Source organism: Micromonospora sp. NPDC048947, from assembly GCF_040649495.1.
GTDB lineage: Bacteria > Actinomycetota > Actinomycetes > Mycobacteriales > Micromonosporaceae > Micromonospora > Micromonospora alfalfae.
In genome coordinates this window covers 572,696-595,098 of record NZ_JBEZFO010000001.1, presented here as the reverse complement: position 1 = coordinate 595,098, position 22,403 = coordinate 572,696, and the positions used below count along the sequence as shown (strand labels likewise).

Here is a 22,403-nt window from a genome sequence, read left to right as displayed (position 1 = left end):
GGGGGGAGGCTGTGCCTCAGCCGCATCAGACGGAGGCCGGCGGCAGTGGGGTCGCCAGGTCTGCCCGGCCCGGCTCACCGGTGCGGTGCCACCGGCCGAGCTGTAGCCTCTCGCGCCCTGCCGTTACCTCCATGCGCGGGTTCTTGCCCCGGGGAACCGTGGGCTACACCTTCTGTCGATATCTCCGGTGACCGATGTGGACCGACCGGGAGCCGAGCTGGTCGGTTCACACCCGGGCCACGGTGGGTGTCGGGGTGGGGTCGAGCGGCAGGTCACGCATTCGGCGGATCGGCGTCGACAGGTAGATGATGGGGGACAGCACTGTGAGCGCACCGAAGATCAGCAGGGTGGTCCGGGCGCCGAGTGGCCCGGCCAGGATGCCGGCGAGCAGGGCGCCGACCGGGATGGCGCCCCAGGAGACGAACTTGACAGTGGCGATCACCCGGGACAGCAGCTCCGGTGGGCTGGCGAGCATTCGGTACGTGCGGGTGGTCACGCTGAGCACCACAGTGGAGCTGGCCAGGATGACGTTTCCGATGGCGAAGGCCAGGAATGCGGCGGCGCCGGTGCCCAGCGGGATGATGAGCGCGCCGCCCACGCTGACGACGGCCGCGATGATCAGGCCACGGGCGGTGCCGAAACGATCGGTGAAGCGGGTGGTCAGCGCGGCGCCGATGAGCGAGCCGAGGCCGTCGGCGGCGATCAACAGCCCGATCATGAGCGGCGGGGCGTGCAGCTCACGCGCCAGGTAGAACGGGAACAGGGCGAGCATGGCGCCGCTGACGAAGTTCGTCGCGGTGGCGTCCCACATGGCCGGTCCGATGATCGGGTGCCGGAGCACGAAGTGCCAGCCCTCGCGGATCATCGTGACCATCGGCGGCCGTTCGGCCGGTCGCTGCACCCGCCGGGCCGGCAGGGTGCGCAGCAACGTGGCGGAGAGCAGGTAGCTGACGGCGTCCACGAACAGCGTCGGCACCGCACCCAGCACCTGCACCGCGAAACCGCCCAGGGATGGCCCGCCCAGCGCGGTGGCGGCATGCGTGCCGGAGGTGAGGCTGTTGCGGGCCTGCAACTGTGCGGCCGGCACGATCTCCGGCAGGAAGGTCTGGTTCGCCACGTCGAACAGCACGTTGGCGAAGCTCACCACCAGGGCGACAGCGATCAGCTGGGCCACCGTCAGCATGTCGAACCACCAGGCCAGCGGGACCGACGCGATGGCGAGGGCCCGGACCAGATCCAGGGCGACCTGCATGCCGCGCAGTGGCAGGCGCTGCACGATCACGCCGGCCGGGAGGCTGATCAGCAGGTACGCCAGGTAGCCCGCCGCCGTGATCAGACCCATCTCGAAGGCCGACGCGTGGAGCACTGTCAGCGCGGTCAGCGGTAGCGCCAGTGTGCCGACCGCCGAGCCGAGTTGGCTGGTCGTGCCGGCGACCCACCACCGCCAGAATGCAGTAAGTCCCATAATGGAACTCACTATAGGGGCGTACGAGAGGCTGCGTCGACCCCGTCGATGCGGGATCGACCGAGAACGTGCCGCCTATCCCGCTCGACGCACCATTTCGCTGATCCAGGTGGGCGCGAACGGAGACGTACAGCCGGGGGAGGTGGGGTAGTCCCTGAGCACCTGGAGGCGTTCGCCGATGTCGATCGCCCGGGCGCGGTGCTCGGCGTGCGCGATGCCGATCTGCGCCAGGCAGTGGTTCATCGCCCACTGCAGGCGATCCGGCGCGTCCTTCATCTCGGCCTCGATCACAGTGAGCAGCCCCGGGAGGTCGAGACTCTCGGGCTTCTTCGTCACGCGTTCGGTGGTCAGCGCCCAGCCGGCACTCGCGACCACGGGATCCGGGTCGGCGAACCAGGCCAGCCGCAGTTCCTCGGAGTAAGGGCTCTTCTTCACCACGTAGTTCAGGAGCCAGTCGTGCACCTTCGGGGCGCGCGCCTCGCGCAACATGACGTCCAACTCGTCCCGCTCGAACGCCCTGGGACGGCAGATCAGGATCGCCAGCAGCCGCGCCGAGGCGTCACCCGTCGCCCAGAGCTGGCGTGCGAGATCGTGCTGCGTCTTCAGCCGCTTCGCCAGCGCCCGAAGCGCGCCGAGGTGCACACCGTGATCGTCGCCGTGTCTGGCGTTCACCTCCCGTGCCTTCGGGTCCTCCAGCTCGACGAGTTCGGCCGTCACCTCGGCCAGCATCGTGGTAGCCATCGCAGCCTCCTGCCCAGCGGAACGGGACGTTTCACACTCGCGTAACGGGTATCCAGGCGTACCAGTGCGACCGGCGGTGAACAGCTTCACGGAGTGAGGGGGCACCTATCATGCCTGATCCACAGCCCACCATCGTGCTCGTGCACGGCGCGTTCGCCGAGTCGGCGAGCTGGAACGGTGTGCTTGAGCGGCTGGGTTCGGCGTACAACTCGGTGGCCGTCGCGAACCCGCTGCGCAGCGTCGCGGGCGACGCCGAGTACGTGCGAGATGTCGTCCGCGGGATCGGCGGCCCGGTCATCCTGGTCGGCCACTCGTACGGCGGCATGGTGATCACGCAGGCCGCAGCCGGCGACACCTCGGTGCGGGCCCTCGTGTACGTCAACGCCTTCGCCCCGGACACCGGTGAGTCGGCGATGACGCTGTCCGCGAAGTTCCCCGGCAGCACCCTCGCCGACACGCTGGTGCAGTACCCGGTGTCGACCGGTGGGAACGAGGTGGCGATCGGCCAGAACCAGTACCACGCGCAGTTCTGCGCGGACGCGTCGAACAACATGGCCGCGCTGATGGCCCGGACCCAGCGGCCGATCACCGAAGAGGGCCTGGGCGGCAAGCTCACCGGCGACCCCGCCTGGCGATCGCTGGCCAGCTGGTTCGTGTTCGGGGACGCCGACAAGAACATTCCCGCCGAGGCGCACCGCTTCATGGCCGAGCGGGCCAACCCCCGGGGGCAGCGCGAGGTGGTCGGCGGCTCGCACGCGATGGCGGTGGCCCGGCCGAGCGAGGTCGCCGAGACGATCATCGAGGCGGTTCGGGGCGTGAGCTGACAATCCGTACGGCCGATTGGCGGTGGGCCGACGACGAGAGGTCGCCGGCCCACCGCTGCCTGCTGGCCTACCGAACCCGTAGTTGCTGGTGGGTCGCTGCGCTGGGGGCGTGGGCCGGGTCACCGGAGTAGGCGACGTGCACCGGGTACACCCCTGCGGGCAGCCCGTCGGTCGGCAGCTCGACGACGGCCGCGCCACCACGCAGCGGAACCACCTGGGTGGTGCCGCCGAAGGTGACGGCGATTTCGCCGGTCACCTTCGGAGCCTTCCGGTGCGCAGACTGTGCCCGTACGTCGACGGTCAGCGTGAACGTGCCACCGTGCGCGACCGAGGCCGGTGTGGCCTTCGCCTTCACCGCGACCCGTGCCGGGCCCGCAGGCGTCAGGGTGACCTGGGCCGAGCGGAACTTGCTCGGATCGACGACCGACGTCGCCACGACGGTGAGCGAGGACGCGGTCTCCGCGGCGGCGACCGTGAGCAGCCCCGTCGCGGAGATGGTGGTGCCGGTGGAGGTCGCACCCTGCACCGACCACGTCACCGCCGGGCTCACACCCTCGTTGGTGGTCACCTGGGCGGTGAACTGCCTTTCCCAGTTCCAGCCCTTCGTCAGGTTCACCGTCGCGGGCGTCACCGACACCGAGTCGACCCCCGACCACAGGTGGTCCCGGGCGAAGATCGTGAACAGCTGGCCCGCCGTCATCCCGTCGTGCGCGCCGGGAACCTGGGTCGTCGCGGCGGCGAATCCCCGGACCCGGAAGTTGTCGGCGATGGCGTTCTGGGCGTTGAGGTTGCCCTCGAAGACGCCGTTGCCGAGAAAGACGGTGAGGTCATCGTCGCCGACCGCGTTCGCGATGGTGTCGTAGTCCTGGGTGGTGAGCGACGGGTTGCCGGAGAAGTGCCCGTAGAACGCGAAGGTGGTCGGGTAGTTCCTGATGACGACGCCGCCCGTCATCCCGCCGTACGAGAACCCGGCGTAGGCCCGCCCGGAGCGCTCGGTCGAGACGTTGTAGCTGCTCTCGATGAGGGGCAGGATCGTCTGGACCAGGTTGTTGGCCGCGTTGGTCTGGTTGTAGGACGCGAAGCCGAGGCTGGTGCCGGTGAAGTGGTTGCCCATGGTGACGACCACCGTCGGCTCGATCTCGCCCCTGGCCGTCATGTTGTCCAGGATGTTCGGGACGTTCGCGGGGACCATGAAGTCGGTCTCGTCGCCGAAGATGCCGTGGGCGAGATACGCGACCTTGTACGGCTCCGCGCGGTTGGCGTCGTAGTTGGCCGGCAGGTAGACGCCGAGGTAGTGGCCGCTGTCGCCCAGGATCGTGGTGTACGGGACGTACCGGACGGTTCCGCGCTTCGCGCGGTCGGCCACCGGCAACTCGTAGTCCGCACGCGCCTTCAGCACCGGGTCGTTCTGCTTCTTGGCGTACGGCACGTGCACGGCATCGAGCACGTCGTTGTTCCTGACCCGGAACGAGGACTCGCCCGGCGGGCGAGGGTTCGTCGAGGCGGGGTCCCAGATGCGCTTGTTCTCCCAGCCCTGGGTCGGGTCCCAGACCCGGTACCAGTAGCTGAGACCTCCGGCGTGCAGCGGGACCGAGACCGACCAGTTTCCCTTCGGGTCCCTGGTCATGTCCCGGAGGAACTCGGTGCCGCCCGCGTGGTAGCGCCCCGGCTGCCACTCTTCCGGCTGGTAGCGCGTGGTGCCGGTGTTGACGTCGAGCACTGTCAGATCCCCGGCGAGGCGGACCTGGGTGGCGTGGGGATTGCGGTAGACGAACGTGACCGTGTATCCGGTCGGTGAGCTGCGGTCCGCGTGGACTGTCGCGCCCGGCACGGGCGCGGGCCTGCCGGCGGCGGCAGCCGGCGCGGGGAGGACGGCCCCCGCACCGAGTGCTGTGAGCGCGAGGATCGAGATCGCAAGCCGGAGCCTGCGTCTTCCGGTCGTTTCCCTCATGCGCGAAGACTCCTTTGTGGTGGTCGCTCGTCGCGGTCTGGTCCGGTGCTGGGAGTTGAGGGCCCTGATGACAGCTAAATCGAATTAGCATCGGGAGTGTGACTGGGTGCTCCTTTCGATGTCAAGGGTGTCCAGGGCCGAGGCCGGCCAGCGCCTCGACGGGTGCGGCACCCGTGGCCTGCGGGTTTTGCCAGCTGACCGCCGCTCGGATGGCAAGGTGAGGTCCATGGACAGGAAGCACGTCGAGGACTGGCTCGCCGCCTACGAGCGGCTCTGGCGGACTCCGGGCACTGACGCACTGGTCACGCTCTTCACCGAGGACGCGAGCTATCAGCAGGGGCCGTACTGGACGCCCGTCGTCGGCCTGCCGGCCATCGCTCGGATGTGGGAGAAGCAGCGCGAGGGCCCCGACGAGGTGTTCCAGCTGACCACTGAGATCGTCGCGGTCGACAGTGACACCGCCGTGTCACGCCACGAGGTCCGCTACGGGGACCCGGTCGACAAGGAGTACCGCGACCTGTGGGTCATGCGGTTCGCTGACGACGGACGGTGCCGCTCATTCGAGGAGTGGCCATTCTGGCCGGGACAGCAGCCCGCCGACCCGCCCGACGGTTCCTGACGGAAACGGTTGCGGCGGCGACGCCCCAGCCGCCGAGGTAGGAGACCTGGCCGACACGCTGTCGGACCGGTCGCGCTACCTACAGTGAGCTGGGGCGTCACAGTGACGACGTCGACCCGTCAGACCGGCGCGGCCGGGCAGCTCGCGCCGGTCGGCGGTGTGGTTCTGGTGATGAGGTACCGCTCCACCTGACGACGTGTGCACTCGGTCCGTGGGTAGCTGGCGTGGCCCGACCCCTCGTAGGTGACGAGGTGGCCCCGGCCGCCGAGCTGGCGCACCACCCGCTGGGCCCCGTCGTACGGGGTGGCCGGGTCGTACCGCCCGTTGAGTACCAGCAGCGGCGCGCTCGTCCGGACCCGCAGTTGACGTTGTGGGTTGGTCGCCGTCCAGCCCAGGCAGATCGCGCCGAAGCGGACGGCCAACGGGGAGGCCCGCAGGTGCGGCGCGGCGGCGCGGGACAGTTCGAGGTACCGGTTCCAGTCGGCGAACCCGTCGACCGGCAGCGACCAGTCCTGGCAGAACGCCGGTAGCGCGTACTCGGTCAGGTCCTCGTCGCCGTCGACCGGCACCATCGGGGACGCGAGCGCGGCGGGCTCGCCGCGCTCCAGCGCGAGCAGCATGTTCGCGAGATCGGCCCAGGTCGCGTCGAAGAAGTTGACGAATGTCGCGAACCCAAGCTCGAACCAGGTCAGCGGGGTGCCGGTGGCCGCGTCGACAAGTGTGCCGGCATCGGCACGGCGCATCAGCCGATCGTAGAGCGCCGGCACGTCGCGTCCGTGCAGGGCGCAACCGGTGCTCCGCTCGCACCAGGTCACGAACTCGTGGAACAGCGCCTCGTTACTGGCCGCCCCGCTGCGGAAAATTTCCCTGACCCCCTGGCTGTGGTCCATCACGCTGTCCATCACCAGTGCGCGGACACGGTCGGGGAACAGCTCGGCGTAGGACTGCCCGATCAGGGTCCCGTAGGACCACTGATAGAAGCTCAGCTGCCGTTCACCGAGTGCGGCCCGGATGGCGTCCGTGTCGCGCGCGACGCTCACACTGTCCAGGTGGTCGAACAGTGGGCCACTGTTGGCGCGGCAGTCGTCGCGCAACTGGCGGTTGTAGGTGCGGAGCCGCTCGAACTCCGTCGCGTTGGCGGGTGCCAGTGCGGGATGCCGGGCCAGCAACGCCGATGAGCAGCGCACCGGTGCGCTGCGGACAGTGCCCCGAGGGTCGAAGCCGATGATGTCGAAGCGGCGCAGCACGTCCGGGCCGAGCTGGCTGTCGGCCGTCAGCGCCACGTCCACACCGGACAGGCCCGGACCGCCGGGGTTGAAGACCAGGGCGCCGATGCGGGCGGTCGGGTCGGTGGCGGTGCGCCGGGCCAGCGCCAGCGGGAAGGTTTCCCCTCCCGGGCGGGCCCAGTCGACCGGCAGGCGCAGGGTGCCGCACCGTGTGCCCGGATCGTCGGGTCGTTCCGGGCACGCCTGCCACTCGATCCGCCCGCTCCAACCGCCGGTGGTGTCCGCGCTGGCCGGCCCGGCGCCGCCGGCCGGCGGCATGGTGCCCGCAAGCGACGGTGGGGCGTTGAGTGACAGGGCGACGAGGACCGCGACGGCGGCCGAGAGGCTGCCGAGGAGCCTCCGTCGTCGACGGTCAACCCCGCGGGGAGGCCGGAAGGTGGTTCTCTTCGTGGTGAACATTCGTCCAGCCTGCCGACGCCCGGTCCACGTCGGATCCACGCCGGTCCGCGGACGTTCGGCGCAGGGCGTTCACCGGTACGCCTCAAGCCGCTCGGACAGCACCGCGGCCTGCGGATGGCCGACCCGGTCGAGGATCGCCAAGGCCTGCCGCCACAGGTCGACCGAGGTGTCGATGTCGCCCACCGCCTGATGGGTGTCGCCGAGGCGGACGAGTGTGTCAGCCCTCCCGCACGGATCCTGGACGTCGGAATAGAGCGTGAGCGCGCGCCGGTAGCAGTCCACAGCGTTCGGGTGTTTTCCGAGGCCGTGATAGGCGAATCCGAGGCTGTCCCAGGTGTGGGCCGCGCCGAGCCGGTCCTCGGCCTCCTCGTAGAGCGCGAGTGCCCGCTCGCAGTAGGTGACGGCGCGGGAGTGCTCGTCCAGCCGCGCGTGGCTCCAGCCGAGCGCGTTGAGCGCCGCCGCCTCGCCGCGTCGGTCGTCGGTGCTGCTGGCCAGCGCCAGCGCCTGCCTGGCGTGCGGCAGTGCCGCCGCGGCGTCGCCCTCGATGTCCGACAGCCAGGCGAGGTGCAGGTGGGTGCTGGCCTGCCCCGGTCGGTCGCCGGCCTGGTCGTACCGGGCCATGGCGCGCTGGAGGTGATGGTGGGCCGCACCGAACTGGCGGTGCTGGATGTGGGCCAGCGCGAGGTCCCGGCGGGCCAGCGCCTCGGCCCGTGGATCACCGCGGCGCTGCGCGACAGTGACCGCGATGGCCTGCACGGTGGCCAGGTCGTGCCACTGCGAGAGCCGGCTGAGCAGGGGAGTGAGGGCCTGGGCGAGCTGCCCGGCGTGGGCGTCGAAGCTGTGCGCGACCGCGTCGTCGACGGCGGCCAGCAGCACCCGCTGTTCGATGGTGAACCAGGCCAGCGCGGCCCGGTGGTCGGCGAACGCCGACGGTGACGCGTCGGCGGGCAGGGGCGGCGGATCGAGCGGCTGCCAGCCGGGGTCGACCAGCCTCGCCGCGTCCCGGGCGACAACCAGGTAATGGTCGAGCACACGCCGGCGGGCGGCGCTACGGTCGGCCGGGCGGTCGAGCGCGTGCGTCATCTCCTCCCCGTAGGCGCGGAGCAGATCGTGACAGCGGAAGCGGTTGGGGGACGCCTCGGCGAGCAGGTTCGCCCGGGTCAACTCGTCGAGGGCCGGCCGGATCAGGTGCGGTGGCGCCCCGGCGAGGCTGGCTGCCGCCGCCGCGCTGACGTCCGGGGCGGGGTGCAGGCTGATCTGCCGGAACAGTCGGGCCGCGTCCGCGCTGAGCAGTCGGTACGACCAGGAGAGCACAGTGCGTACGTCGGTGGCGGCGTCGTCGGTGGTCAGGGCGGCGAGCCCGCCCCGGCTCGCCGCCAGATCGTCGGCGATGGCCTGGAGCGGGAACGTGGGCCGGGCGGCGGCTCGCGCGGCCACGATGGACAGTGCCAGGGGCAACCGCGCGGTACGTCTGACCAGCTCGTCCACCGCTGCCGGCTGGGCGGCGGCCCGCTGCGCACCCAGTCGACGGACGAGCAGTTGGCGCGCCTCGTCGTCGCTGGGCAGTTCCAGCGCGAGGGGATGGGCGCCATCGGTGGCGACCAGTCCGGGCAGGGTGTGGCGACTCGTCACGAGCACGCCGCAACGGGTCGACCCCGGAAGCAGCGGCCGCACCTGTTCCGCGTCGCGGGCGTTGTCGAGCAGCACGAGCAGCCGCCGGTCTGCGGTCAGGCTGCGGTACAGGGCGAACTGGGCCGCCGGCTCCGCGGGGATCTCCAGGGGTTTCACACCCAGGGCGGGCAGAAGCGAGCGTACGACGACGGCCGAGGGCGACGCCTCCTGGGGCGTGGTGCCGAATCCACCCAGGTCGACGTGGAGCTGCCCGTCGGGGAAGTGATGCAGGTTGTCGTGCGCCCAGCGCAGCGCCAGCCAGCTTTTCCCGACGCCGCCCGTACCGGTGATGACGGCGGTGCTGGCCGGGCTGGAGTCACCGAGCAGCAGCGTGGTGAGCCGGGCCAGCTCCCCGGCCCGACCGGTGAACAACGTCGGCGGGGCCGGCAGTTGCCGGGGGACGATTCGGGGCGGGGTTCTTTCCGGTGGCGGCGGATCGGAGGTCAACAGCTCCCGCTCCGCCCGCAGGATGCGGGTGTGCAGGTGTTGAAGATCGGGACCGGGCTCGACTCCCACCTCCTCGGCGAGGAGGTGGCGGAGCTGCCGGTACGTCGCCAGCGCGTCGGCCCGTCGGCCGGTCCGTGCCAGGGCCACCATCAGTTGCCCCCATGGGCGCTCGCGCAGCGGATCGTCGTCGACCTGGCTCCGCAGCGGTTCGATCAGCTCGTGATGGCGTCCGGCGCGCAGCTGGAGGTCCGCTACCTCTTCCACCAGGCTCGACCGCTGCTCCTGCAGCCGCGCTCGGACGGAGAGCAACACCCCCCAGCCAGGGAGGCCCGCGAACGGCTCCCCACGCCAGAGCGCCAACGCGGCCTCGAACGACTCCTGGGCGGCTGACCAGTGACCCTGCCGAAGCGCGGAATACCCGCGCTGGGCCAGATCCTCGAAGGCCACGCTGTCCACCGTCAGCCCGTCCAGGGCGAGGCGGTAGCCGGTCGGCCCGGCGAGGATGGCGGGGTCGGGGAAGCCCGGTGAGCGCAGCGCCCGGCGCAGCGCCCAGACATAGGTCTTCACGTTGCCGGCTGCCGTCTTCGGTGGCCGCCCCTGCCACAGCTCGTCGACGAGCTGGTCGATGGACCACCCGGTGCCCGGCTGCGACATGAGCACGGCCAGGAGGCGCACCTGCATCGGCGTGCCGAGGGCCAGCCGTTCCCCGCAGGCCGACCGGACCTCGACCGGCCCGAGCAGTTGGTACCGCGCCGCCGGTGGCGCCCCCGCGGGGTCCATCGCCTCATCGTAGGGGCCCGAATGGGTCCGGCTCATCGGCTGGACGGCCGCTGCCCACGCCCGTCTCCTGGTGTGCTGCGTCACGCAGGTGGGCATGGTCAGGACGTTGGGTGCCGTGGGGGTGGCTGCTACAGTCGAGATTGTTGCGGCCGCAAATTTATCAGCGGCAAATACTTTTGGAAGGATGCCTCCGATGACCAAGCTCTCCGTCATCTACTACTCGTCCACCGGAACCCTCCACGCCATGGCCAAGCGCCTCGCCGAGGCTGGCGAGAAGGCGGGCGCCGAGGTGCGGCTGCGTCAGGTTCCGGAGCTTGCCCCGGCCGAGGCCATCGCCTCCAACGCCGCCTGGAGCCAGCACTTCGACGCCACCAAGAACGAGCCGAAGGCGACCGCCGACGACGTCGTCTGGGCGGACGCGGTGCTGTTTGGCACGCCCACCCGTTACGGCAACGTCGCCAGCCAGCTCAAGCAGTTCATCGACACCCTCGGCCCGCAGTGGGCGCAGGGGCTGCTCGCCGACAAGGTGTACGCCGGCTTCACCGCGTCCATGACCGCGCACGGCGGCCAGGAGTCGACCCTTCTGGCGCTCTACAACACCGTCCACCACTTCGGCGGTCTGGTCGTCGCCCCGGGTTACACCGACCCGCTGAAGTTCGCCGACGGCAACCCGTACGGCGTCTCGCACGTCACGGGCGGAAGTAACGACGCCCCGCTGGGCGATGCCCAGTTCGCTGCCCTCGATCACATGGCCGAGCGCGTCGTGAAGATCGCCGGGAAGCTCAGCGCCTGATCGCGCTGGCGCCGTAACTGAGCACCGCGTCGACGCGGTGCTCGGCTGGGCGAGGGCCGGTCTCCCGCGAGGGGAGGCCGGCCCTCGGCGTCCTCACACCGCGATCGCCGCGATGGCGGCAAGCGGCCGATGCTCGTCGGTGCCGGGCCGCCGGAGGCGCTCGACCTCCCGGAAGCCGGCCCGGCCGAGTCGCTCGGAGATCTCGTCGACCGGCCAGCGGTAGGCGGTCAGGACCTTGTGGTCGAAGGCGCCGACCTCATCGGCGTCGAAGACGCCCAGGACCAACCGTCCGGCCGGGACCAGCACCCGCCGGAACTCCTTGAGCATGCCGTCGAACTCCGGCGGCGGAAGATGAATCAACGAGTACCAGGCCAGGATGCCGTTGATGGAGCCCTCGGCCACGTCAAGGGATTCCATCGAACCGATGTGGAACTCGACGCCCGGGTGGGACGCCCGCGCATGCGCGATGAACTCGGGGACCAGGTCGATCCCCATCGCGTCGACGCCCAGCTCGCAGAGGTAACCGGTGAGGTGGCCGGGCCCACACCCCAGATCGAGCACCCGGCCGGTCCGGCTGCCCAGGTGTCGTCTGATGAGGGCGAGGTCGTCGGTGTCCACCTGCTGGCCCGTGCCGAACATCTCGATGTAGAGCTTCGCGACGGACGTGTAAGCCTGTCGCACCGTGTCCGTTTCCATCGCGGCACTATACGGAACGCCGCCTCCGACGCCTCTGTCCCAGCTTGGGCTGGGTGCAAGGACGGCGTTTGCGCTCTGCGGCTAATGCGGTTAGCCTTTAGCTAATCACGTTAGCTTCGTTGGAGGGCGTCATGACCGAACACCTGAGCATTGCCGGCAACACCATCGCCTACGAGGTGACCGGGCAGGGCCCACTGGTCGTCCTGGCACACGGCATGGGCGACAGCCGGCACTCCTACCGGTTCCTCGCGCCGGCCCTTGCCGCGGCCGGATACCGGGTCGCCAACGTCGACATCCGCGGCTGCGGCGACTCCAGCCTCGGCTGGGACGGCTACAGCCGCACCGACATCGCGGGGGATCTCGTCGCCGTCGTGCGCCACCTCGGCGGACCGGCCGTGATCATCGGCCAGTCGATCAGCGGCGGTGCGGCGACCATCGCGGCCGCCACCGCGCCCGAGCTGATCGTCGGCGTCATCGAGCTGGCGCCGTTCACCCGCGCACAGTCCTTCGACCTTGGCGGGTTGCTGCGGGTGAAGCGCTTCCGGGCCGGCTTCATCCAACTGGCGCAGGTCCTCCTGCGGGGAAGCCTGGCGAACTGGCGCAGGTACCTCGACCTGGCGATCCCCACAAAGCCCGCCGACTGGCACAGCGAGCTGGCGCGCATCGAGGCCAAGATGAGTGAGCCAGGCCGGATGAAGGTCCTCCAGGCCATGGCCAAGACCAGCCCGGCCGACGCCGGTCGGCAACTGTCCAACGTCACCTCTCCGGTCCTGGTGATCCAGGGCAGCGCCGACCCCGACTGGGCCGACCCGCGAGCCGAGGGCGAGCGCATCATCGCCGACCTGCCGCGAGGGCTCGGCGACCTGGCTGTCATCGAGGGCGCCGGCCACTACCCGCACGTCGAGACGCCCGACGAGGTCCTCGCCCTGGCCCTGCCCTTCCTCGCCCGGACGCTGACCAGTGCCTAAGGCCCGGCTCACTCCGGCATCGGTCACCGAAGCGGCGGCCGCGTTGGTCGACGATGTCGGCTTCGACAACCTCAGCATGGGTCTGCTCGCCGAACGGCTCGGGGTCAAGACCCCCTCGCTCTACAAGCACGTCACCAGCCAGGCCGAGCTGGCGCACCGGATCGCCGTCCTGGCCATGACCGAGGCCGGCGACACCATCCGCGACGCCATCCAGGGCCGGTCCGGCAGCGATGCCCTCGCCGCCGGCGCGCAGGCGATGCGGACGTACGTGCGGGAACACCCCGGCCGGTACGCGGCCGCCAACGCCACCCGTCCGACCGGCCCCGACGACCCGTTCATCCCGGCCAGCGAGCGGGTGCTCGCCTCCTGGGCGGCAATGCTGAGCGGATACGGCCTGGATCCCGGCCAGGAGATCCACGCCATGCGGACGCTGCGCAGCGTCCTGCACGGCTTCGCCACCCTGGAGGTGGCCGGTGGATTCCAGATCGACGCGTCCGTCGACGAGAGCTTCACCTGGCTGATCAACTTCATCGACCAGGGCCTTCGCGCCGGCACCACCAGCGGCGGCGACGCCGCCCGCTGACACCCTGTCGCCGCGCCCCGCGCCGGCTGCCTCGCCGTGCGGTGCCTACCCCTGGCAGGGAGTGGTTGGGGCCGGCAGGGCTCGCGATACTTCGAGTCATGAACGCGAGAGGACAGCTCGGCGAATTCCTCCAGGCCCGGCGCTCCCAGCTGCGGCCGGAGGACACCGGCGTGGCGACGTACGGTGAGCGGCGTCGCGTTCGAGGGCTGCGCCGGGAGGAGTTGGCACTGCTGGCCGGGGTGAGCGTTTCGTACTACACCCGGTTGGAGCAGGGGCAGGCCGTGAACGCCTCACCGGAGGTTCTCGACGCGCTTGCCCGGGCACTGCGACTCGACGACGCGGAACGCCGCCATCTGGGCGAGCTGGCGGCCGGAACCCGCCGTCGGCCGACCGTACGTCGCCCAGCCCCGGAGCGGGTGAGCCCGGCGGTACGCCAACTCATCGCGACGCTCGGTGACGTACCCGTTGTGGTGCTCGGTCGTCGCGCCGACGTGCTTGCCTGGAACACCGCCGGTCATGCCCTGTTCGCCGGCCACCTGAACCCGGAGATCCCGGAGCGGCCGAACCAGTACCCGAACATGGCACGGCTGGTGTTCCTGGACGCGCACACCCGCGACCTGTACGCGGACTGGCCTGCCAAGGCCCGCGCGGTGGTGGCGACGTTGCGGATGGCTTCCGGGCCGCACCCGGACGACCCGCTGATGGCCGCGTTGGTCGGTGAGCTGACGATGCGGAGTCCGCAGTTCGCCGCCCTGTGGGCCGACCACCGGGTGAAGGCCGGCGGCGACACCGTCTACCAGATGTGTCACCCCCTGGTCGGTGCGATGGACGTGACACAGCAGACCCTGCGTACCGAGGACGGCCAGAGCGTTGTCGTCGCCACCACCGAGCCCGGCTCGGCATCCCACGCCGCGATGACGTTGCTCGTGCACGGCGCCGTCACCACCCGTGCCGGTGCTCAGCACCCGCTCGTCAGGCGCGAGTAGCACCGTTCCCATTGGCTCGACACGAGGTGCTCCGCAAGGAGCGCCGGACCCGTCGCGCCCTTTTCCAGCCCACCGATGTGAAGTAAGGACAGAAATGCGCAAGAGAACGATGACAGTCGCAGTCGCAGTCGCTGTCGCGGTAGCGGGGTTCGGCGTCGTGGCGGTCGTACCGTCAAGTGCCGCGCCGGCCACCACCGCGTCGGCTCTCACCGTCGGGCCGACCCGAGCGTCGACAGCGCCGGCACCCGCGCGGATCGCGGTCCACTTCGACCTGGCGAAGGGGCAGTTGCCGGAGAACGTCGCGCTCGGCCCGGACGGCACCGCCTACGTCACCTTCGCCGCCGCCCGACAGGTCGCCGCGGTCAGCCCGCCCGGCGAGACGCGGGTCCTGGCAACGCTGCCGGCCCCGGCCGATGGCGGCGTCAACACGCCGGTGCTCGCGTTCGCGCTGACCACGGGCATCGTCCGAATGAGTGACGGCACCCTCTACGTCCTCTACGCGAGCGGCGATGCCGCCACCACGGGGCTGTACCGGCTGCGTCCCGGCGGGTCCCCGCACCGCATCGCGGCCCTGCCGGCCGACGGGCTCCCCAACGGCCTGGCGTTCGAGGCGGAGACGAAGAGGTTCTACCTCACGGACTCGGTGCTCGGCACGATCTCGACAGTTCCCCTGAAAGGCGGCCGTGCCGAGGTGTGGTCCTCGGCGCCCGAGCTCGCCGCGGCGGGCTTCCTCGGTGCCAACGGCATCAAGGTACGCGCCGGCGCGGTCTGGGCGACCAACCTCGACCGGGGCACGCTGCTGCGCATTCCGTTGCGGCACGGCCGACCTGGGCCGGTCCGGGTGGCGGCGACCGGTCTGGTCGGCATCGACGACTTCGCCTTCGTCGGTGCCGGTGACCACCAGGTCATCGCCACACTGAACGGACCGAACGCGGTGGTGAGCATCGACGCGGCCGGCCGTTCCCGGACGCTGATGACCGCCGCCGACGGGTTGCAGAACCCGACCTCGGTGGCCGTGCGCGGTCGCACCGTCTACGTGCTCAGCGCCGCGTACAGCACCGGAATCGACCCGAACCTGGCGGTGGCCACCCTGCCGCTCCGCTGAGCCGTCCCCCGCCCGGGGGATCCCCATCAGTCAGTGGGGCGGTTCGCTCGATGCTGAACGCTCGGGTCGCCTGCCACAGTCGACAACTGTGGCAGGCGACCCGAGTGCTCCCGGCCAGCGGGGGAGGAGCGTGGCGGTCACGGGGCGGCCCGGAGGTGCGGCCGCTCGCTCGCCGACCCTTCGGGCCTGCTCGGGCGTCGCTGGCCGAGGTGGAAGGCAGCCGCCGCGGCCAGCGCGGTCACGACGATCAGCGCGGCGAAGGCCGGGTGCATGTCCCTGGACAGGCTCGGGGCGCGGTCGGGCCCGATGGCCCAGAGGATCAGCGGGGCAGCGTAGGCGGTGGCGAGAGCGATCGTCCAGCGGCGTGGTCCGCGGAGGCGGGCGTGCCGCAGGCTGACGGTCAGCGCAAGGACGACCGGGACGAGGGCCAGCATGGCGAACTGGCCGACGACCAGGACGGGGACCGCCCAGATCGAGATGATGACGGTCCGCTCGACGCGCCGGGAAGGCGAGGTGGGGGGCATTGTCGTCGCCGTCATCGGGTCGGGTTGGTGGTCGCGGGACGCCACGCCAACCAGCCGCGGCACAGCACGTAGGCAGCCGCGACGACGGCGACGAGCCCGAAGTCGATGATGGCCGACAGGCGTGCCTCGGGGACGTCTCCGATCGACGCGCCGAACACGACGAGCGCGGCCTTGCCGACGAGCACGATCTCCCAGACGCCGGCCGCCTGACGGGGCCTGGCCGCGAGCAGGGCGAAGAGCGCCGTGAAGATGCCGAAGCTGGAGACTCGCCAGCCTTCGATGAACAGGCGGTCGTCGCTGGCGTTGATGGTCAGGAGTACGCCGTTGACGAACGCGACGCCGGTGGCGACGGCTGCGAGGGCTGCCAGCCCACGGCCGGCGAGGTCGGCGCGGTGGGTGGGGGCGGCGTTGTCGATTCGGGTGGCAGTGGCGGCGGCCATGCTGAGCCTCATCTCTAGAAACGGCTGTGAACTTACAGTCGTTAACTTACGCGCTCGCCTAACGCATGTAAAGTCATGTGGTGACCACACCGAGAACGCGGGTCCGCAACAAGCGCGGCGAAGGTGCCCAACTGCGCGACGAGATCGTCGATGCCGCGATGGCGCTCCTGGAGGATGGCTCCCCGCAGAACGTGACACTGCGGGGGATCGCCCGGCGGGCCGGCATCTCCGCACCGTCGATCTATCCGCACTTCCCGGACCTGGATTCGATACTGCTCGCTGTCGCACAACGCGCGTTCGGCGTCCTGGAGCAGGAGTTGGGCGCACCGGATGAGACGGATCCGGTCGAGCGCCTGCGCGCGATCTGCGCGGCCTACCTGACGTTCGCCGAACGCCGGCCCCATCAGTACCGGGTGATGTTCGGTGCCGTCTGGGATGCCGGGCAGGCCCTTGAGCGGGCCCCGGCCATGGCCGACGAACTCGCCGTGCTCGGCATGGGAGCCTTCGAGGTCTTCCGGCGTACGCTCGCCGACTGCGTTGCGGCGGGACGGTCGACCAGCACGGACCCCTTCGGCGACGCGACGGCGCTCTGGGTCGGGCTGCACGGATTCGCCCAGCTCCAGGTGGCGACGCCGTTGTTCCCCTGGCCGCCGGGGCTGCGCGACTCCATCATCGACCGGATGGCGCTGCTGCGCTGAGCGGCCGGCTCAGGCGTATGCCAGCAGGAAGTCGACGGTGCCTGTACCGCCGGGTTGACCGGCTGGGACGGGCAGGCCCGGCTCGCTGTTCAGGACGTAGAACCCGCCGCCGCCGATCAGGCGGGGCGTCACGGCCAGCATCTGCGCGGCCATGGCCGCTCCGGTCGGCCGCACGACGCTGTCCAGCAGGAGCCGGAAGAGGTTTCCGTTCAGGTTCGCGACGTGCAGAACTCGATACGAGCGCGGGGCGGGCAGGCCGTTGCTCGTCAGGCCCCAGATCGGCACGATCTGGTTGCGCCACCGGGCCGGGTCGTTGCTGATCGCGCTGTCGTGGTTGTTCAGCTGCGTCTGGATCCCCGAGTGGATCCCGGCGAGGTGGATGTGGAGCTGGTCCTGCTGACGGATCGTCGGGTCGGCCGAGTTGACGCCCAGCCCGAGGTGGGGATAGACGACGTGCCCCGGCTGCCCCGGCTGGGCGTTGTTCCAGGCGTCCAGCCAGTAGTTCGGCGCGTTGGCGGTGGTGATGAACGGACACTCGATGCCGCTGATCCGGCAACTGGGCACGAGCAGGAAGTCGTGGTTCGAGCCCGACCCGCCATTGAGGATGACGTACGTGGGAGTGGTCCGCAGGCACTGGGGGAATGGTGGGCCCGTCTTCGTGCCCTCGCAGACCTGGACCCGGTCCCACAGGTCGTACCTGCCGCCGGTGTCGGTGGGGTAGCCGCACAGGGCCGAGGGTGTGGGGCAGACCGCTGCGCCGGGGTCGCCGGGTGTCGAGGGGGACGGTGCGGGGGTCGGGCCGCCGTCGGCCAACGCCCGGTCCGTACCGACCAGTCCCAGCAGTCCCGTGGCGCCGGCGGTCCCGGAGAGTCTGACGAACTGACGCCGTGGCATTCCGCCCATCGTCACCCTCCGTGGTTGCCGTGCCGAGGCGAACGTGAACGTGTCGAGATTAGGGTGAAAGCGGGCATTCGACGTGTCGGCCGGCGAACGGGTCGCCTGATCGTGTCGTCGCCGTGCGACGATTCTCGGCGTGGCGGAGACTGCGGCGACGTTGACCGAGATCCGTACCCGGATCGACGAGCTGGATCGGGAGCTGGTCGGCCTGCTCGCCCGACGGGAAGCCCTGGTCCGGCAGGCCGCCCCGCTCAAGAGCGACGCCCAAGCGGTCCGTGCGCCGGACCGGGTGGCGCAGGTGGTGGCCCGGGTCCGCACGGTGGCCAGCGAGGCCGGCGCGGACCCGGATCTGATCGAGCGGATCTACCGGGGCATGATCCAGGCCTTCATCGACATGGAGACCGACGAGCACCACCGCATCATCGGCGGGTCGGCGCCGACGGCGCGGTGATCGCCCGGGACGTGCGCGTTCAGACAGCGGGGCTGCTCCCACCGTCCGCGCTCGCCAGGGCGGGCGGCGCGTAGCCGAGCTCGTACGAGATCTTGTTGGCGGTCTCCAGGAGCAGCGGAAGATTGCTCTTGAGTTGGTCGAGGCTTGCGATGACCTCGATCGCCGTGATCGAGGCGGCGGCGATGACCTGGCCCCGTGAATCCCTGATCGGCGCGGCCACGCACATCACGTACGCGTCGTGCTCGCCGTTGTCCACCGCCCAGCCGCACCCGTTGATGCGGGCGAGTTCGGCTTCCAGGGAGTCGTGGTCGGTGAAGGTGGTGTCGGTGAACTTCTCGAAGACGACGTGCGAGAGAAGGCGGTCGCGTTCCTGCCGGGGAAGGTAGGCCAGGATCGTCTTGCCCACGGCGCTCGCGTAGATGGACACCGCGCGTCCCACCCGCGATGGGAGCTTGACGGCGTCGAAGGCCGGGCTGTCCACCTTGTCGATATAGATGATCTCGTCGCCGGTCAGTTGTGCCAGGTGTACGGTGTGGCCGGTCGCGCGTTGCAGCGCACGCAGGTGTGCGGCCGCGGGCTGGCGGAGGTCCATCGAGCCGAGCGCGAGCTCGGACAACTCGATCAGGCCGCTGCCGAGCACGTAGGTGCCCGCGCCCGTCCGGCGGACGAAGCGCGCGGACTCCAGTGTCTGCAGGATGCGCAGGGCTGTGGACTTGTGGACGCCGAGCACGTCCGCAGCCTCCGTAAGGGACAGCGGGTGCTCCGCGGATCGACGGATGAGGTCGATCGCGCGGCGGATTGATTGCGCCAAGGCTGTGTCTCCCCTCGCGCGACGGGCCTGCCGTCGCTGTCATTGCACATGATGCAACATAGATGACGCGATGCGCAATCGCTACTTGACACCGTTGCACATGACGCTACGATCGTTGCAATTTCATCGCCTTGACGCCAACTCGTAACAGTGGAGTAACGATGGGTAATAAGCGCGCTCATTTCGGCATCGCCAGTGCGACCTGTGCCCTCGGTTTGGTCGCCACCCTCCTGACCGGTTGCGGCTCGGACGGCGATTCCGGCGACGGCGTCACCAAACTGACCTTCGCCGCCTCGACCTTCGGCGACCCGGGCCGCGGGCCCCTGTTGACGAAGTGGCTCGACGAGTTCAACCAGAGCCAGAGCAAGGTCCAGGTGTCCGCCGCCGCGGTGCCGTACCCGACCTTCGGCCAGACCGTGCTCACGCAGATGGGCAGCGGCAAGGGCCCCGACCTGGTCCGCTTCGACATGCCAGAGTTCGAGGCGGCCTCCGACGCCGGCCTCATCGCGCCGCTGGACAAGGTGATCGACGCCAGCAAGTACGACCTGCTCAAGCAGCCGGACCAGTTCATGGTCCACGACGGTGTCCGGCACGGAGTCATCTTCGAAGCGTCGAACTACGCGATGTTCTACAACGCGGACCTGATCCCGACGCCGCCGAGCACCTACGAGCAGTTCACCTCCACCGCGAAGTCGCTGACCAAGGGCGACGTCTTCGGCCTGGCGTTCCGTCAGACGGAGGCCGAGGAGGCCGGCGTCTGGCAGGACATCTTCAACTACGTCTACGGCTTCGGCGGGGCGTGGTCCGACGGCAAGAACCTGACCATCAACTCCGCGGAGAACCTCAAGGGCCTGCAGGCGTTCAAGGACCTGTACGACGCGAACGTGATTCCGCGCGGAGCGGACGCGGCCACCTTCCGGCGGATGTTCGCCGAGGGCAAGGTCGGGATGGAGCTCAACAACGGCGGCTACGTGACCGCCACCCGCGGCCAGAACGCCAAGCTGAACTTCAACGTCGCGCCCATCCCGTTCCCGGTCCGCAAGCAGGGCGCGATCCTCGCACCGATCGTGATCAACGAGGCGAGCGAGGGCAAGGACGAGGCCGGCACCTTCATCAAGTGGGCGCTGGAGCCGCAGAACCAGGTCAAGCTGCAGGAGATCCTCGGCGCGAGCAGCGTGGCCACCACCACGCAGCGCAGCGCGGAGGCGCTCAAGGCGACCCCGTTCCTGCCCGTCTTCGACGGACTCACCGAGACCAGCCTGCCGCAGATCGTGCTGGGATTCGAGGCCAAGACGCCGGACATCCGCAAGGTGGTCGTGCAGAACGTGGTCGCGGCACTGCAGGGCAAGGCTGACCTCAAGTCGGCACTGGATCGCGCCCAGCAGCAGGCGAGCGAACTGGTCCGCTGACCGCTCGACACGGCGACGCTGCCGGCGCAACGATCCGTGCGCCGGCAGCGTCCTTCCCCCAGAAGGATCGAACCCGATGACTGTGGTCGAGCAGACCGGAGCACCGAAGACAACATCCCCAGGCCGGCCCCGGCGTCGGCCCAGCCCGTTGGGTAGCAAGTGGACGCCGTACCTCTTCCTGGCTCCCGCCGCCCTGTTCATCCTCGTCTTCCAGGCGGTACCCCTCGTTCAGGAGGTGTACCTCAGCTTCACCAGGACGAGGCTGCTCAACCCCACCCGCAGCGAGTGGGTCGGGCTCGACAACTTCAAACGGATCTTCGGTGACCCCGAGTTCCACAGCACCCTGCTGATCACCGTCGTCTACGTGATCACCTGTGTGGTCGTCGCGATCGGCGCCGGGCTTGCCGTCGCGCTCCTGCTCAACAAGAAGTTTCGCGGCCGTGGCGTGGCACGAGCGCTGGTGACGGTCCCCTGGGCGGCTCCGGGCATCGCGGTCGCGCTCATCGCCACCTGGATGCTCAACGCGCAGTACGGCATCGTGAACCGCTTCCTCGACGCGGTAGGGCTCGGCGTCCCCGGGGGCGCCATCCTGGACAGCTCGCGCTACGCACTCCCCGCGGTGCTCGCCACGACCATCTGGCAGCTGTTCCCGTTCACCTCCGTGGTGCTGCTCTCCGCCCTGCAGTCCGTTCCGCAGGACCTCAACGAGGCCGCGACAGTGGACGGCGCCGGACGGTGGGCCACCTTCCGGGCGGTCACCTGGCAGGTGATCAAGCCGACGGTGGGCCTGCTGGCCCTGCTGATGACGATCTGGTCGCTGCGGCGGTTCGAGCTGATCTGGCTGATGACCAAGGGCGGGCCGGTCGGCGCCACCGAGACGCTGGTCATCGACCTCTACTCGCAGGCGTTCGACTCGAAGGAACTCGGATCGGCGGCGGCCATCGGAATGGTCGGCGTCGTCATCTCGCTCATCGTCATCATCGGCAGCCGCCTGGTCGCCCGTGCCGTGGAGAAGGGGGACGTCCGATGAGACGCTTCCGATTCGGTGTCACCGCACGGATCGTCGCCGTGCTCGTCGTGCTGGGCATCGCGGTGTTCCCGCTGTACTGGATGTTCGTCACCGCACTGTCCAGCAACAGCGACCTCTTCGCCGATCAACCCCGGCTCACGCCCGACCTCGGCCAGTTCGGGGTCTTCGTGGACGCGCTCGCCGAGGGCAAGGCGGCCGGGTGGCTGCTGAACAGCCTGATCATCGCCGTCGGCACCATGGTGCTCTCCGTCGGCCTGGGCATCCCGCTCGGCTACGCGCTGTCCCGGTTCTCGTTCTGGGGCAAGGCCGTGCTGACCGTCGTGCTGCTGTTCACGCAGATGCTTCCCGAGGCACTCATGGTCGTCCCGCTGTTCGCGCTGTTCCGCCGCTTCGAACTGCTCGACTCGCTGACCGGCCTCGTCCTGGTGAACTCCGCCTTCGTCCTGCCGATCGTCGCGCTGATCCTCAAGGGCGCCATCGACGGAATCCCGAAGGAGCTGGAGGAGGCCGCCCGCGCCGACGGCGCCCGGCCCTTCACCACCCTGACCCGCATCAACGTGCCGCTCATCGCGCCGTCGATCGCGGCCACCGCGGTCATCGCCTTCTTCCACGCCTGGAACGAGTACGTGTTCGCGGTGACGTTCATCTTCAACCCCGACCTGCAGCCCGCCTCCGTCGGCATCGCGAACTTCATCGGCGAACTGGGTACACCGATCCAGACGGTGATGGCTGTCGCCTTCCTGTTCACGCTGCCGGCCGTCGCCTTCTACCTGTTGGTGCAGAAGTACGTGGTGTCCGGCATGACCGCCGGTGCGGTGAAGGGTTGAGC

Annotated in this window: 22 protein-coding genes; 12 read left to right on the top strand and 10 right to left on the bottom strand. The window is 70.0% G+C overall.

The features are described 5' to 3' along the window. Positions 1-226: 226 nt before the first annotated feature. The gene (locus tag AB0B98_RS02595) at positions 227-1,465 is read right to left on the bottom strand and encodes an MFS transporter (RefSeq protein ID WP_357360295.1); all 1,239 of its coding nucleotides are present in this window, start codon (positions 1,463-1,465) and stop codon (positions 227-229) included. Between the two features lie 75 nt (positions 1,466-1,540). After that, positions 1,541-2,206 (bottom strand): DNA alkylation repair protein, encoded by a 666-nt coding sequence (locus tag AB0B98_RS02590; protein WP_357360293.1) that lies wholly within the window; start codon positions 2,204-2,206, stop codon positions 1,541-1,543. A gap of 110 nt (positions 2,207-2,316) precedes the next feature. Between AB0B98_RS02590 and AB0B98_RS02585 the strand changes: the two genes are divergently transcribed. Then, positions 2,317-3,030, top strand: coding sequence for an alpha/beta hydrolase (locus AB0B98_RS02585; protein WP_357360291.1), 714 nt, complete (start codon positions 2,317-2,319; stop codon positions 3,028-3,030). Between the two features lie 67 nt (positions 3,031-3,097). On the opposite strand, the gene AB0B98_RS02580 is transcribed toward AB0B98_RS02585, so the two are convergent. Then, positions 3,098-4,981 carry an Ig-like domain repeat protein gene (locus AB0B98_RS02580; protein ID WP_357360289.1) on the bottom strand — a complete coding sequence of 628 codons (1,884 nt, stop codon included), beginning with the start codon at positions 4,979-4,981 and terminating at the stop codon, positions 3,098-3,100. Between the two features lie 226 nt (positions 4,982-5,207). Between AB0B98_RS02580 and AB0B98_RS02575 the strand changes: the two genes are divergently transcribed. Continuing rightward, a complete protein-coding gene (locus AB0B98_RS02575; protein WP_357360287.1) occupies positions 5,208-5,600 on the top strand; it encodes a nuclear transport factor 2 family protein in 393 nt (130 codons plus the stop codon). A gap of 119 nt (positions 5,601-5,719) precedes the next feature. On the opposite strand, the gene AB0B98_RS02570 is transcribed toward AB0B98_RS02575, so the two are convergent. Next, the gene (locus tag AB0B98_RS02570; RefSeq protein ID WP_357360285.1) at positions 5,720-7,285 is read right to left on the bottom strand and encodes an alpha/beta hydrolase; all 1,566 of its coding nucleotides are present in this window, start codon (positions 7,283-7,285) and stop codon (positions 5,720-5,722) included. Positions 7,286-7,354: 69 nt separating this feature from the next. Then, positions 7,355-10,183 carry a BTAD domain-containing putative transcriptional regulator gene (locus AB0B98_RS02565; RefSeq protein WP_357360283.1) on the bottom strand — a complete coding sequence of 943 codons (2,829 nt, stop codon included), beginning with the start codon at positions 10,181-10,183 and terminating at the stop codon, positions 7,355-7,357. A 193-nt stretch (positions 10,184-10,376) separates the two neighbouring features. On the opposite strand from AB0B98_RS02565, the gene wrbA reads away from it, so the two are divergent. Next, positions 10,377-10,976 (top strand): NAD(P)H:quinone oxidoreductase, encoded by a 600-nt coding sequence (gene wrbA / locus AB0B98_RS02560; protein ID WP_196923813.1) that lies wholly within the window; start codon positions 10,377-10,379, stop codon positions 10,974-10,976. Between the two features lie 93 nt (positions 10,977-11,069). On the opposite strand, the gene AB0B98_RS02555 is transcribed toward wrbA, so the two are convergent. Beyond that, complete coding sequence (locus AB0B98_RS02555) at positions 11,070-11,672, bottom strand: class I SAM-dependent methyltransferase (RefSeq protein WP_357360281.1); 603 nt, start codon at positions 11,670-11,672, stop codon at positions 11,070-11,072. Between the two features lie 131 nt (positions 11,673-11,803). Between AB0B98_RS02555 and AB0B98_RS02550 the strand changes: the two genes are divergently transcribed. The 4 genes from AB0B98_RS02550 (at position 11,804) to AB0B98_RS02535 (ending at position 15,314) form a co-directional block, all read left to right on the top strand. Next, positions 11,804-12,640: an alpha/beta hydrolase gene (locus tag AB0B98_RS02550; RefSeq protein ID WP_357360279.1), complete on the top strand. Its 837-nt coding sequence runs from the start codon at positions 11,804-11,806 to the stop codon at positions 12,638-12,640. Then, entirely contained in the window at positions 12,633-13,223 is a 591-nt protein-coding gene (locus AB0B98_RS02545) for a WHG domain-containing protein (protein ID WP_357360277.1), read from the top strand. The genes AB0B98_RS02550 and AB0B98_RS02545 overlap by 8 nt, the downstream gene beginning before the upstream one ends. Positions 13,224-13,321: 98 nt before the next feature. Then, positions 13,322-14,209 (top strand): helix-turn-helix transcriptional regulator, encoded by an 888-nt coding sequence (locus AB0B98_RS02540; protein ID WP_357360275.1) that lies wholly within the window; start codon positions 13,322-13,324, stop codon positions 14,207-14,209. 94 nt (positions 14,210-14,303) lie between these two features. Then, on the top strand, positions 14,304-15,314 hold the full coding sequence (locus AB0B98_RS02535) for a hypothetical protein (RefSeq protein WP_357360273.1): 1,011 nt from the start codon (positions 14,304-14,306) through the stop codon (positions 15,312-15,314). 137 nt (positions 15,315-15,451) lie between these two features. On the opposite strand, the gene AB0B98_RS02530 is transcribed toward AB0B98_RS02535, so the two are convergent. After that, entirely contained in the window at positions 15,452-15,853 is a 402-nt protein-coding gene (locus tag AB0B98_RS02530) for a hypothetical protein (RefSeq protein ID WP_357360271.1), read from the bottom strand. Further along, complete coding sequence (locus tag AB0B98_RS02525) at positions 15,850-16,278, bottom strand: hypothetical protein (RefSeq protein WP_357360269.1); 429 nt, start codon at positions 16,276-16,278, stop codon at positions 15,850-15,852. Before AB0B98_RS02525 ends, AB0B98_RS02530 begins: the two co-directional genes overlap by 4 nt. 80 nt (positions 16,279-16,358) lie before the next feature. Here AB0B98_RS02525 and AB0B98_RS02520 point away from each other — a divergent pair, with 80 nt between their 5' ends. Then, positions 16,359-16,976: a TetR/AcrR family transcriptional regulator gene (locus AB0B98_RS02520; protein ID WP_357360267.1), complete on the top strand. Its 618-nt coding sequence runs from the start codon at positions 16,359-16,361 to the stop codon at positions 16,974-16,976. A gap of 9 nt (positions 16,977-16,985) precedes the next feature. Here AB0B98_RS02520 and AB0B98_RS02515 read toward each other — a convergent pair whose 3' ends face one another. Next, positions 16,986-17,870, bottom strand: a complete 885-nt coding sequence (locus AB0B98_RS02515) for a CDP-diacylglycerol diphosphatase (protein WP_357360265.1) — start codon at positions 17,868-17,870, stop codon at positions 16,986-16,988. Between the two features lie 139 nt (positions 17,871-18,009). Here AB0B98_RS02515 and AB0B98_RS02510 point away from each other — a divergent pair, with 139 nt between their 5' ends. Then, the gene (locus AB0B98_RS02510) at positions 18,010-18,324 is read left to right on the top strand and encodes a chorismate mutase (RefSeq protein ID WP_357360263.1); all 315 of its coding nucleotides are present in this window, start codon (positions 18,010-18,012) and stop codon (positions 18,322-18,324) included. A gap of 19 nt (positions 18,325-18,343) precedes the next feature. On the opposite strand, the gene AB0B98_RS02505 is transcribed toward AB0B98_RS02510, so the two are convergent. Continuing rightward, positions 18,344-19,135, bottom strand: a complete 792-nt coding sequence (locus tag AB0B98_RS02505; protein WP_357360261.1) for an IclR family transcriptional regulator — start codon at positions 19,133-19,135, stop codon at positions 18,344-18,346. Positions 19,136-19,296: 161 nt separating this feature from the next. Between AB0B98_RS02505 and AB0B98_RS02500 the strand changes: the two genes are divergently transcribed. The 3 genes from AB0B98_RS02500 to AB0B98_RS02490 all read left to right on the top strand — a co-directional run bounded on the left by AB0B98_RS02500 (position 19,297) and on the right by AB0B98_RS02490 (position 22,401). Next, the gene (locus AB0B98_RS02500) at positions 19,297-20,544 is read left to right on the top strand and encodes a sugar ABC transporter substrate-binding protein (protein WP_357269308.1); all 1,248 of its coding nucleotides are present in this window, start codon (positions 19,297-19,299) and stop codon (positions 20,542-20,544) included. A 76-nt stretch (positions 20,545-20,620) separates the two neighbouring features. Then, complete coding sequence (locus tag AB0B98_RS02495; RefSeq protein ID WP_238667835.1) at positions 20,621-21,574, top strand: sugar ABC transporter permease; 954 nt, start codon at positions 20,621-20,623, stop codon at positions 21,572-21,574. Beyond that, positions 21,571-22,401 (top strand): carbohydrate ABC transporter permease, encoded by an 831-nt coding sequence (locus tag AB0B98_RS02490; RefSeq protein ID WP_196923801.1) that lies wholly within the window; start codon positions 21,571-21,573, stop codon positions 22,399-22,401. Before AB0B98_RS02495 ends, AB0B98_RS02490 begins: the two co-directional genes overlap by 4 nt. The last annotated feature ends 2 nt before the right edge of the window (positions 22,402-22,403 follow it).